The following is a 12,575-nucleotide window of genomic DNA, read 5'->3' as shown; positions in this document are numbered from 1 at the left end:
TTGACTTTGCTCTTACTATTAAAATAAGAATTGTCATTATCCTTGTCTTGAATGCTATTTTTCTCTTCTTAACCACTTTAAATGATTAAAAACTTTTTCCTTTTATCAACACGTCAAAGAACTCTTTTAAACTTGCTTGGCATTTTGAACTTCGTCGAAACTCCGTCCTTGTACTCGCTTCGTTTATTGCGCTTGCTCGTTTAGCTAGCGATTGGGAGTGCAAAGATGCACGGTTTATTTATTTTGTGCAACTATTGGCGAAGAAATTTTTTAATAATTTTTTAATTTATTCGCCAATAATGCAGCAACTAGCTGATAGCCAGAATGTAATTTTTTTGTTTTCCGTTTCCAATTAATAAGTATTTATTACGCAATAACGGAAAATCAATATTTGCTTGTGGATTATTCACTTTTACTTTATTCACACTAATCGCATTTCCTTGGATGGCTTTACGTGCCTCTCCTTTGGAACTACAGATTAAATGATTACATCCCACACTGATTAAATCTGTCAAATTTTGGCATTCAGCCATCGCCTCTGTACTCACCTGATAAATCGGTAGTTGTTGGAATACACGTTCCGCTGCTGCTTCCAATTGCTCAATGGCATCTTTAGCAAATAGTATCGTCGATGCCTCAATCACTTCCTCGCAGACCTGAGCCCCATGTACCCGAGTGGTTACTTCCTGACCCAAGGCCTTTTGCAACAAACGCAAATGTGGAGCCTCCGCATGCTGCTTTTCCATGCTTTCAATCTCTGCTTGCGTAAACAACGTGAATACGCGCAATAATCTAGGCACATCCGCATCCGCAGTATTTAACCAAAATTGATAAAACTCATAAGGACTAGTCTTACTAGGATCTAACCATACATTGCCCGATTCCGATTTACCAAACTTGGTGCCATCGGCTTTGGTAACTAAGGGAGTAGTTAAAGCAAAAGCACGATCCGTTTCATCTTCTCCTGTACCTTCCTTCCTACGAATGATTTCCGTACCTGTGGTAATATTACCCCACTGATCCGAACCTCCCATTTGTAAACGGACGTTCTTGGTTTTGTACAAATGATAGAAATCATAACCCTGCAATAACTGATAAGAGAATTCCGTAAAAGAAAGGCCCGTTTCCAAGCGGTTTTTTACCGAATCTTTCGACATCATGTAATTCACCGTTAAAAACTTACCTGCTTCTCGCAAAAAACCCAAAAAACTAAACTCTTTGAACCAATCGTAATTATTTACTACTTCCGCCGAATTAGCTCCTGCATGGAATTCTAAAAACTTCTCTAATTGCTTTTGAATCCCAACTTGATTCTCCCGCAAGGTATCTTCCGACAAAAACTCCCGCTCAGCATTCTTTCCCGATGGATCCCCAATCATTCCTGTAGCGCCTCCCACCAAGGCAATGGGCTTATGACCTGCTAATTGGAAATGCTTTAACAACATAATAGCAGCTAAGTTTCCGATGTGCAAACTAGGCGCAGTCGGGTCAAAGCCAATGTATGCCGTCGTCATTTCTTTAGCTAATTGCTCTTCTAAGCCGGGAATCATGTCGTGTAACATGCCTCTCCATCTCAATTCCTCGATAAAATTACCTTGCATTTTCTTGGGTTGTCATAAATAAAATGGTCGCAAAAATAAACATATTTGCTTGAATTCGTCTACTGTTTGAATAACAATGACGTATCTCCATAACTTAAAAAGCGATAGCCCTGTTCTTGGGCCTCCGCATATACCTCTTTCCAATGGTCGCCAATCAGGGCTGCAACTAATACCAATAGCGTTGATTTCGGCTGATGAAAATTGGTTATTAAGGCATCACATAGGTGTAGTTCATAGCCGGGCATGATCAATAATTCCGTTTCCGCTATCCATTGTTCTTGGCCATTGGCTTGCAAATAGCTGATGACGCTTTCCAATGATTCTTTGACAGTATATGTTTTATCTCTAGGCTGGTAAGCAAATTCCTTAGCTAAGATAAAACCCGCTTTAGGTATTTCTCTTTGTTCTAATAAATACACACCCGACCAATACAAGCTTTCCAATGCCCGTAAAGCGGTAGTGCCAACAGGTACAATAGGACCCGCATGATTTAATATGGCTTCCATCATAGGAATGGAAAAAATCAATTGTTCCCGATGCATGGGATGATTGGCTACATTTTCTTCTTTCACTGGAAGAAAGGTTCCTGCCCCCACATGTAATGTAATGAAAGTACTTTGATGTCCTTTAGTAGGAATTTGATCCAATATGGCTTGGGTAAAATGAAGGCTAGCTGTGGGAGCGGCCACAGCACCTAATTCTTTGGAAAATATGGTTTGGTATCTTTCTTGGTCTTCTTCATCTAAATCTCTACCCAAATAGGGTGGGAGAGGGATTTGGCCAAAGGCATTTAATATCTCCGCAAATAAATGCGTACTGTTCCAAGTGATTTTTACCCAATTTTTTTCTCGGTCTATCCAATGCAATACCAATTGGATTTCTTCGTCATCCATCTTGATTACTTGTTGCAGGATTTCACCTTCTTTCCAACGTTTTTTATTTCCTACCAAACACTCCCATTCCACCTCATGCTGGGTTTCCATGGTAAGTTGAGTAGCCATTTGAGATGCCAAAGGCTTCAATAAAAATAGCTCTATCGTAGCTCCCGTTGATTTTTTGAGATGTATACGAGCAGGAATTACTCGGGTATTATTAAAAACCAGTAGACTGTTGTTTGGTATGACATCTAAAATATCATAAAAACGATGGTGTGCAATTTGGCCGTTTTTGGAAACCAATAGTCGGGATGCATCTCTACTAGGACTAGGATGTAAAGCGATGCTGGATTCAGGTAAATGATAATCAAATGCCTGAATCGATAAAGGGGCTAATTGAAGCTTCATTATTCTTCCAAATAATCCGAATAGGTCAGTAAGCGAACAGGTAGGTAAGCAATCCAAATGACCAATGCGATAATTCCTATGATGGGATAATAGGAAAAGTCTTGGTTATAAGTTCTTTCGTCGTTCAGTAAAAGCAAGGCCCTTAATACCAAAATCATGAAAGTATTAATCAAAGCCGGTAACATGTGCAACCAATGCCCCAACGTTTCTTTGATCCTAGTGCCGCCTTTTTTCTTAAAGGGAGAAAGTATGCTAGTGAATTGATTATCAGGTATTTTCTGGATGTTTTTGATTAAAAGCAAGGCCAGCATATTAATCAAGGTCATGATGCCTGCCGTCAAATAAAATACTTCTTCTTTAGGTAGAAATCCATCGCCACGACCAGTCTCGCCAAAATGTACGGCGGTAGGATCGGGTAAGCCACGGTATATAAATAGAAGAGAGACTCCAAATCCAATGATGGAAATGATGCGCCATACTCGAGAAAAGAAATGATCGATCGACATACGTTGATTAAAATGTCCACAAAATTAGGTCTGAAAATCTAACTGACCTAATCTTTGTTTTCTTTCCATGGGGAAAATGATAATTATACCTCATTCTTGTTATTCAGGCTTGAAAAAAGTAGATTTGTACCTTATACAAAAGAGCCATGGCAATCTATACTAAAAACGGAGATAAGGGTTTTACTCGGCTTGCTGATGGAAATGGTGTATCTAAATCGGATTTGCGAATTGATGCCATTGGGGATATCGATGAGTTGAATTCCTATTTAGGTTTATTGAATACACAGCTGTCGGATGCCTTGAATGCCAAAGTACTTGGTATTCAAACGAGTTTATTTGTTCTCGGGGCTTATGTGGCCTGTGATTCTACCGAATTTTTAGGAAATATGAAGCTCATTGAGCTTCATGATATTGTTGCGCTGGAAGGATTAATTGATGAGATGGATGAGGTACTAACACCCATGCGAGTCTTTATTCTGCCCGGTGGTCACGAGACAATTGCCTTGGCACAAGTTTGCCGCACTGTTTGCCGCCGTGCAGAACGCAGCCTCATTAGATGGGTTCAAGCAGAAGAAAAAGAAGAAGCTTATCAAATATCCATCGCTTATTTAAATAGATTATCGGATTATTTATTCATGATGTGCCGTTATCTCCATCATTCTTTAGGAATTCCTGAAATCCCTTGGAACTCTGGCAGGTAGCCAATACGATTTAATATGATGCAAATAGAAATAAAACCCATAGCCCAATCTCGAATCAATGAGGTTGATTTTGATCACTTAGTTTTCGGTCGCAGTTTTGCTGACCATATGTTAGTTGCGGATTATGCCGATGGCGCTTGGCAAAAAGTAAGCATTCAACCTTACGGCCCATTGAGCTATCAGCCAGCCATGATGTCCTTGCATTATGGACAAGCTATTTTCGAAGGAATGAAAGCCTATCGCTCCAAACAAGACGATATTTTGGTTTTTCGTCCAGAAGAGAATTTCAAACGTTTCAATAAATCTGCCCTTCGGATGTGCATGCCGGAAGTCCCTGAAGAGATTTTTTTAGGGGGATTGAGGCAATTATTGCAAATGGATAAGGCATGGGTTCCAGCCAAAGAAGGTTGTTCCCTTTACATTCGCCCTTTCATGTTTTCTACGGATGAGTATGTGGGTGTTTCACCTTCTAATACCTACAAGTTCATCATTTTTCTTTGTCCAGTAGGCTCTTACTATGCCAAGCCATTGCGTGTTCGTGTAGAAACAGAATACATTCGTGCAGCTAAGGGTGGCGTAGGATTCTCTAAAAACGCAGGAAATTATGGGGGATCTTTATATCCAACGCAGGAAGCCAATAAAGCAGGTTACGATCAAATCATTTGGACAGATGCCGCTACCCATCAATATGTAGAGGAAGCGGGAACCATGAACTTGATGTTTGTGGTGAATGGCGCTCTTGTGACTGCTCCTACGGGTGATACTATTTTAGATGGAGTCACCAGAAAGTCGGTCTTGCAAATAGCCAAAGACTGGGGCATGAAAGTAGAAGAAAGACCTCTTTCTGTGAAGGAATTGGTGGAAGGGATCCAATCAGGAGCGGTAACCGAAGCATTTGGTGCTGGAACAGCGGCTGTGATTGCCCCGATTCAAGTCATTGCTTTTGAAGGGATCGATTATGAATTACCTGCCAGAAAAGAAAGTGACTTTTCTTCCAAAGTATTTCATGAAATCAATCACATCCGTTTAGGTGAGGTAGCTGATACCCGCCAGTGGATTTGGAAAGTCTAGTTTATTTTAGAAAATACTAATTGAATACCTGGGTCTTTGGGAGTACCCACATCTTCCAAAATGACCTGGGTATTTTCATTTTTCCAAACAATCTTTTTGGCATTTCCTCGGCCATTCCCATATATATTGCCCAAATATTCTTTAAAATTGGCGGTCAAATCCAATACCTCATCTTGTTCTTCCAAAAAGATATTCAATAGGATACCTTTTACTTGGTTGTTCTCATCGGGCAAATAGGTGATGTCCACAAAATTCAAATCTGTATCATCGAAGAATTGAGTATAGGATTTTCCTACACTGGGTTGAGTTTCTGACAATTCCACTTTTTCAGCAATTGTCGACATATCCTGCCCCCAAGATACATTCCTGATGACACCTGCTGAACCTAAGGTAATTCTTTGCAATAATGGGGTACTTTCATCCCAAGCTTTTTGCTTGGCTTGCTTTTTTGATTCCTGAGAATGCTGATTTGCCTCTTGTTTATCCGTAGTCGTTTGACAAGCATTTGTAATTATCAATAAACTGATAATAAGTATAAATGCGAAAAAGTGGTGAAATACGCTTGATTTAGGGTTCATTTGAGGGAGAATCAACAAGGTGAAGTATTTGAATTACTAAAATTAAAAAAATTCAAATTTGATATATTCTGTTTTTAGAAAAATAGTGTTATTTTTGTTCAACGATTTTTATGTTTGATACGTCAAACTAACAATATTTAAGATTATTAGTGGTTAGGTATTTTAAAAAGGAGCCGGTCTTTGACTGGCTTTTTTTTTAGAACTCACGCCCTAATCCCACCACAAAGCCATATTTGCCTCCATTATTAAAGGGCAACGCCATCTTCAATACAAAGTTGTAATATGTGACGATATCGAGTCCAACTCCATATCCAAACAACCATTTGTTGGCATAATGACTTTTTGTCTCTAGTCGATTCGCTTGATTTACGTATGCCAAATCCAAAAAGGCGGTCGGATAAATGGATAAGGGCATTTGATTAAATTGCTTATAGGGTATAAAAGACAAGGGTATAATCTGTTTATATAGTTGGTATTTCCAGGTGTTTCTCGACAAGAAATAATCGGTTCCATCCACTACTTTCAGTTCGAAACCTCTCACGACCTCATTTCGATACCCCAAGCCCCTTTGGTTAGCATAAGGCACTGTGGCGCCTTCTTGAGTGATTTTTCCTTTAAATTGACTACTGAAATAAAACTTTTTGCCTAAATCAAAATAGTAGGAGAGACCGGCATTCATCTCCCAGAAATTTATTTCATCTTGGGGTAGAACACCGAATTTTTGAAAACTAATATCAATCTTTTTACCTACCAAGGGATACACGACATAATCTCGGAAATCATAGGAAAAGGTATAACCCAATTGCATGAAGTTTTGCTCATTGGATCTTCCCTGAAAATAGACAGGATTGAGTTTCGTTATGGTATCTGCCACTAAATTGTGGCTGTATTTGACTTCAAAGGTTTGGAAATCATAAAAACGAAATCGCTTTCTGAAGCTAATTCCGCCACTCCATTTTTCTCGTAAAATATTTTCAGAGCCTAAATAGACTAGCGTATCTGCTTGTGTCTTGTAAGCGATGTTTTTGCTGGTTAAATAATCTAGATTAAATCCAATGCCCAATGTTTTTTTACGGTCTACATAGGGATTATTATATGAAAACTCTAATCGTTGAGAAAAACCAGTTTCCGCTTTTAACATCACTTTTTCAGCCCTCCCGCGAAAGTTGGTGTGCAATAAATGTACTCCATAAATGGCTCGATCCAAAGGATGCCCACGCGCCCACCATTCATTTAAATTACGGTCTGCCAATTGAAAAACAGGGTATGCCAGAAAATACCATTGTTCTAAAACATCAAAATTGATGGATAATTTTCCGCTGTTGGTTAGGTGATATTCCGAACGGACCCAAATGAATAAATTGGTATTCATGAGTTTCCTCCGACTGAATTCCAGTTTTTTATCTATTTCGTTTAAATCAAGTAGGTCGCCTTCTTTGAAATCCAATTCACGACTTAGGATACTTCTTTTACTACGCTCGTTACCTTTGAATTGTATGCTATCCACCTCCACCATTTGCCCCCATAAACCAGTTGATAATCCTAGTCCAAGGCAAATGAAGATACTGAAAATGAAAACATTAGGCGGTAAAAAACGTCTCATGCCTCTAATTTAGTCAAAAAGCACAGCTATTATTTTACCTGGGTATGATTTATTCAAAAAGTATGCTGGCTGGATGCAGACTCCAAGCCTCGATTTTTTCTTGGAATTTTTTCTCAATCGCCTGTCTTCTGATTTTCAACGTGGGTGTGATGCATTGGTTTTCGATGGTCCAATCATCTTTCAAAATGACCATTTTCGACAAATGTTCATAGTTTTTAAAATGAGGTTTCAGGCTGCTTTTAATTTCATCCAAAGCCATTTCTACGCTGCTTTTGTCCGCTTTTTTGCCTTCTGCATTCAAAATAATTAAAGCCAATGGTTGAGGTAAATTGGTGCCTACCACGCAAGCTTGTTCGATCCATTCATGCGATAAAATCATGTTTTCAATCGGGGCAGGGGCCACATATTGACCTTTGCTGGTTTTAAAATTATCCTTGACCCGACCTATGATGGAAATAAATCCTTCCGAATCTAATGCCGCCATATCGCCCGTTTTTAGCCATGGGCCATCATATAATTCCTTAGTTAATTGGGGTTCTTTGTAATAACCAGAAGTATTGTAAGGAGCCTTCATCAATAATTCATGTGTTTCTGGATCTAATTTAACTTCACAAGTAGGCCATGGTTTCCCTACAGTCCCCAAGCGAATTTGATCACCTGGCATCAAGGAGTTAAACCCCATATTTTCTGTCATGCCATAAGCTTCTTGAATCTTTAGTCCAAGTTTTTGAAACCAAATCAATAGTTCCGTGGGCATGGGTGCCGCGCCAGTCACATTCAGTTTGGTTTGATCTAAACCCAAACCTGCTTTGATCTTCTTTTGAATGAAAATATTGAGAATGGGAATTGCCAGTAAAAGCTGCAAGCGTTTTTGTCCACCTATTTTTTGCAAAATTCCTTCCCTGAATTTGGCCCAAATACGAGGGACAGCTAAGAAATGGGTAGGTCGACAAGCCACTAAGTTATCCTTAAAGCTGTCCAAGGTTTCCACAAAGTAGATGCTTCCTCCTGATGCAGTGCCTGCGAACTCCACAAAGTTTCGTTCAGCAATATGGCATAAAGGAAGATACGATATAAATCGATTATTAGGTTCTTGTAAAAAGGCCGCTTTTTTGGCTATGTTGATGACTTGGGCTACGCCTCCATGCTGCAACATAACGCCTTTGGGAGAACCTGTTGTACCAGATGTATACACGATGGTACACAATTCATCAGCTTCTGCCTGATGCATACTCTCAATAGGTTCTGTTTGGGCTTCAATACTAGTCCAATGAGATTCTGATATTGTACTCTCGTGCTCTGGCGTAAATATCAAGGTCATGTTGGCTGGAATTCCTTCTTTCAGGCTTTCCCATTGGTCTAATTTTCCAACAAAAAGTATTTGGCAGTCGGAATGCACCAATACCTGATTCAATTGGTCGGCAGTTAGGGTAGGATAAAAGGGAACCGAAACGGCCCCTGCGGCGGCAATGGCTAAATCCGCCATAATCCAGTGGGCGCAGTTTTTCGATAAAATCCCTATGTGCTTTGGCCGCTGATCATCTAAATGTTGACGTAGGTAGTTGGCTATTTTACTGATTTGATTGGCTACCTCTTGATAGGTATAATCTTGGAAATGGGTTCCGACCGGCTGCTTTAAATAAACAGCGTTTGGCTGATGTTCTGCCCAATAAAGAAAATTCTCCAGGTTACTGCGGTAGTTGTCAATCATGAACAGGGGCTATTTCTAAGGTTAGTCCTTAAAAATAAAACTTAATTCCTTTATTTCATAGACTTGTTCACCGACGGGTTTTCCCATGATTAAAAGGCCTTGGGCATTGACTCTTAGAATCTTACCAATAAATTCATGTTGGTTGTCTTGGTAGCTATGCCATTCTTGGAATCTAAATAGTTTTTGATGATATGCGTCATCCAATAAATGGAATTTTTGCGCTAAAAAATGTAAATATTCTTGTTCTATTCCCGCCGAGATGTGCTTGTAGATGTCTAGTAAATCAAAGGATTGAGGCGATTGCATCCAAGATTTAAGGGAGCAAGCGCGTAAATCTGCAAAATTGGTTTGGTTGATATTTAGTCCAATCCCTACAATGGAAAAGGTCCATTGGCCCGATTGGAAATTGTTTTCGATTAATATGCCCCCTAACTTTTTTCCATCTAAATACAGGTCGTTGGGCCATTTAATACTCAGAGGAATTTTTTCACCATAGTTTTCGCTGGCCCAGTTTTGAAGGCCGTTCAGGATTCCTAGTGCTACCGCCTTGCTCAGGTAGAATTGGTTTTCCAAGAGGGAGTGGGGTGGCTTAAGTAGAAAAGACAGCAACAAGTTTTGGTCTGGTTCTGCCTGCCAAGTGTTCCCTCTTTGTCCTCTACCCGCACTTTGATGACCAGCTACCCATGCAAATCCCTCAGGAATTTGGCTTTCCAAAGACTCCTGAAAAGCCATGGAATTGGTGGATGGGCAGGTGGGAATGTATTTCGCCAATTTGCCTATGAACTGGGTTGGTGCGTGGTAATTGTTCAAATTTATTTGTAATTTTAAGCTTGTGTAGAACAAATTTAAATTTTTAATCGTTACGATAGTTCTCTATAAACATTTAGATCAAAATAATATATGCGTAAAAGTTCCATTAAGTCCCCCAAAGAAGATATATCAGAAGAAATTGTGAATTGGGTAGTCAAGGGGATGCAAGAAAAGAAGGCACAGGAAATCATGGTATTGGACTTACGCGGTGTACAAAATGCCTTTACTGATTTTTTTGTGATATGTTCCGGTACTTCAGATACCCAAATTGATGCCATTGCTGATTCAGTCGATAAAGAAATATGGGAAGCAGGTAAATTACATGCTCATTCCATCGAAGGTAAAGCGAATCGTGAATGGATTTTGATGGATTATTATGACGTCATCGTTCACGTATTTTTAAAGGACAAAAGATCCTTTTTTAAGTTAGAGGAATTGTGGGGAGATGCTAAATTCACGGTCATTCCTGATTGATTATTTGGAAATTGTAGATTTTTTCCAATAAAAGAAACTTAATCACACCACTACATTGTTACAAGCCCAAATAGACAACCAATGGCAAAACAAGTAAACAATTCAAAGAATACAAAGAGGTCGGGAATTCCCCCTCGATTACCTAAAAAACCTGTTGGAGGCATGCAAAGCTGGATGGTCATTGGTTTGATGATCGCCGTAGTAAGTATGTTTTTCTTTACCAAACAACGTACCCTTCAAGAGATTTCTCAGAAGCAATTTGAGTCTATGTTGATTCAAAAAGAAGTAGAAGGAGTGACCATTGTCAATGATAAATTGGTGGAAGTGAATCTGAAACCCAATTTTGTTACTAAGTACTTTAAAAACTCCCCTCAAGGACTTATTTCGGTGAAACAAGGTCCACATTTTGAGTTTGAAATTATTTCAAAAGAAGGTTTTGAACGTTTTTTAGAAGATAGACAAAAGGCCTTTCCTCGCAATGAGCAAATCATGGCCAAGCCAGAAACACGTACGGGTCCATTGGATTGGTTAGGTACTTGGGGCTTCTTTATCCTTATGGGTTTAAGTTTTTATTTCCTTTTCTTCCGCATGGGAGGAGGTGGCGGTGCCGGTGGACAAATCTTCAATATTGGTCGTAGTAAAGCTACACTGATCGAAGGGGAGTCGAAAGTACGTGTTACTTTCAACGATGTTGCTGGTTTGGATGAAGCGAAAGAAGAGATTCAAGAGATTGTCGAATTCTTAAAATTCCCTAAAAAATTCACGGATTTAGGAGGTAAAATTCCGAAAGGTGCCTTATTAGTAGGCCCTCCGGGAACTGGTAAAACCTTATTGGCTAAAGCGGTAGCTGGAGAAGCTGGGGTTCCTTTTTTCTCCCTTTCAGGTTCGGATTTTGTGGAAATGTTTGTGGGGGTAGGAGCTGCTCGTGTACGTGATTTGTTTAAGCAAGCCAAAGAAAAAGCACCATGTATCATTTTCATTGATGAGATTGATGCTGTAGGTCGTTCTCGTGGACGTGGTTCTATGCCAGGTGCTAACGATGAAAGAGAAAATACCTTAAACTCCCTATTGGTGGAGATGGATGGTTTTGCTACGGACTCTGGAATTATCATCATGGCGGCAACTAACCGTCCAGATGTATTGGATTCAGCATTGTTACGTCCCGGTCGTTTTGATCGTACCATCAGCATTGATAAACCCGATATCATTGGTCGTGAGGCTATCTTTAAGGTACACATCAAGCCACTAAAATTGGCGAATGGAGTTGATGTAAAAGAATTAGCAGCTCAAACTCCGGGTTTTGCTGGAGCGGAGATTGCCAATGTATGTAATGAGGCCGCCTTGATTGCTGCACGTAGAAATAAAGTAGCGGTGGAAATGACGGATTTCCAAGAAGCTATGGACCGTGTGATTGGTGGTTTGGAGAAGAAAAACAAATTGATTTCTCCAGAAGAGAAGAACATAGTTGCCCACCATGAAGCTGGACACGCTATTGCGGGTTGGTTCTTGGAACATGCCAATCCATTAGTAAAAGTGTCTATCGTTCCTCGTGGCGTGGCGGCATTGGGATATGCTCAATACTTACCGAAAGAACAGTTCTTGTATCGTACGGAGCAGTTGATGGATGAAATGTGTGTAACGCTGGGTGGTAGAGCAGCTGAAGAAATTATTTTTGGAAAAATATCTACGGGTGCCCAAAATGATTTAGAGCGAATCACCAAATTAGCTTATTCCATGGTGACTGTTTATGGGATGAACGATAAGTTGGGTAATATTTCTTATTACGATTCCAAAGGAACCGAATACCAATTCAATAAGCCATATTCTGAAACTACAGCCCGTGAAATTGATGAGGAAGTACGAAAGATTATCTCGGAAGCCTATAAGAGAACACTCGCTTTATTGCGTTCTAAGAAGTCAAAATTGATTATTTTGGCTGAGCAATTGTTGAAAAAAGAGGTATTGTTTCAAAGTGATTTAGAAGCTTTGGTCGGCCCTCGTCCATTTGAACAATTAACTTCTTATCAGGAGTACATTAAAGGCGAGACGGAAAAGAAGCGTAAGGAAGCCAAGGATGAACGTGATTTAGCTGAAAAAGCAGAATCTGCTCCAGATGTGGAAGAAGTCAAGAAAACGATTAAAAAGCCAAGAGCTAAAGCTGTAAAAAAGGAAGAAAGCACAGCTTCCGATGACGCTTCCAGCGAAACGGCCGTATAACTAATTATTGGGGTGGCTAG

11 protein-coding genes are annotated in these 12,575 nt (G+C 39.8%); 4 read left to right on the top strand and 7 right to left on the bottom strand.

The features are described from left to right. Positions 1-308 precede the first annotated feature (308 nt). The 3 genes from tyrS to G9H65_RS13200 are packed head-to-tail and all read right to left on the bottom strand — an operon-like array spanning position 309 to position 3,390. Positions 309-1,601 carry a tyrosine--tRNA ligase gene (gene tyrS / locus G9H65_RS13210; RefSeq protein ID WP_166375810.1) on the bottom strand — a complete coding sequence of 431 codons (1,293 nt, stop codon included), beginning with the start codon at positions 1,599-1,601 and terminating at the stop codon, positions 309-311. A 59-nt stretch (positions 1,602-1,660) separates the two neighbouring features. Further along, positions 1,661-2,884, bottom strand: coding sequence for an S-adenosylmethionine:tRNA ribosyltransferase-isomerase (locus G9H65_RS13205; protein ID WP_166375809.1), 1,224 nt, complete (start codon positions 2,882-2,884; stop codon positions 1,661-1,663). After that, positions 2,884-3,390, bottom strand: coding sequence for an SdpI family protein (locus tag G9H65_RS13200; RefSeq protein ID WP_166375808.1), 507 nt, complete (start codon positions 3,388-3,390; stop codon positions 2,884-2,886). The genes G9H65_RS13205 and G9H65_RS13200 overlap by 1 nt, the downstream gene beginning before the upstream one ends. Before the next feature lie 146 nt (positions 3,391-3,536). On the opposite strand from G9H65_RS13200, the gene G9H65_RS13195 reads away from it, so the two are divergent. Beyond that, positions 3,537-4,091, top strand: coding sequence for a cob(I)yrinic acid a,c-diamide adenosyltransferase (locus G9H65_RS13195; RefSeq protein ID WP_166375807.1), 555 nt, complete (start codon positions 3,537-3,539; stop codon positions 4,089-4,091). Between the two features lie 15 nt (positions 4,092-4,106). Further along, on the top strand, positions 4,107-5,162 hold the full coding sequence (locus G9H65_RS13190; protein WP_166375806.1) for a branched-chain amino acid aminotransferase: 1,056 nt from the start codon (positions 4,107-4,109) through the stop codon (positions 5,160-5,162). On the opposite strand, the gene G9H65_RS13185 is transcribed toward G9H65_RS13190, so the two are convergent. The 4 genes from G9H65_RS13185 to G9H65_RS13170 form a co-directional block, all read right to left on the bottom strand. Further along, the gene (locus G9H65_RS13185; RefSeq protein ID WP_166375805.1) at positions 5,159-5,680 is read right to left on the bottom strand and encodes a hypothetical protein; all 522 of its coding nucleotides are present in this window, start codon (positions 5,678-5,680) and stop codon (positions 5,159-5,161) included. The two genes, G9H65_RS13190 and G9H65_RS13185, sit on opposite strands and share 4 nt — an antisense overlap. Positions 5,681-5,936: 256 nt before the next feature. Continuing rightward, on the bottom strand, positions 5,937-7,343 hold the full coding sequence (locus G9H65_RS13180) for a BamA/TamA family outer membrane protein (RefSeq protein WP_166375804.1): 1,407 nt from the start codon (positions 7,341-7,343) through the stop codon (positions 5,937-5,939). Between the two features lie 49 nt (positions 7,344-7,392). Next, a complete protein-coding gene (locus tag G9H65_RS13175) occupies positions 7,393-9,054 on the bottom strand; it encodes an AMP-binding protein (RefSeq protein WP_166375803.1) in 1,662 nt (553 codons plus the stop codon). A 21-nt stretch (positions 9,055-9,075) separates the two neighbouring features. Then, a complete protein-coding gene (locus G9H65_RS13170) occupies positions 9,076-9,864 on the bottom strand; it encodes a biotin--[acetyl-CoA-carboxylase] ligase (RefSeq protein ID WP_166375802.1) in 789 nt (262 codons plus the stop codon). 90 nt (positions 9,865-9,954) lie between these two features. Here G9H65_RS13170 and rsfS point away from each other — a divergent pair, with 90 nt between their 5' ends. Beyond that, positions 9,955-10,338, top strand: coding sequence for a ribosome silencing factor (gene rsfS, locus G9H65_RS13165; protein ID WP_166375801.1), 384 nt, complete (start codon positions 9,955-9,957; stop codon positions 10,336-10,338). A gap of 81 nt (positions 10,339-10,419) precedes the next feature. Next, entirely contained in the window at positions 10,420-12,555 is a 2,136-nt protein-coding gene (ftsH, locus tag G9H65_RS13160) for an ATP-dependent zinc metalloprotease FtsH (RefSeq protein ID WP_166375800.1), read from the top strand. The last annotated feature ends 20 nt before the right edge of the window (positions 12,556-12,575 follow it).

Origin of the sequence: Aquirufa ecclesiirivi (assembly GCF_011250515.1) — a bacterium.
Classification (GTDB): Bacteria; Bacteroidota; Bacteroidia; order Cytophagales; family Spirosomataceae; genus Aquirufa; species Aquirufa ecclesiirivi.
This window is presented reverse-complemented; position numbering and strand designations above follow the sequence as displayed.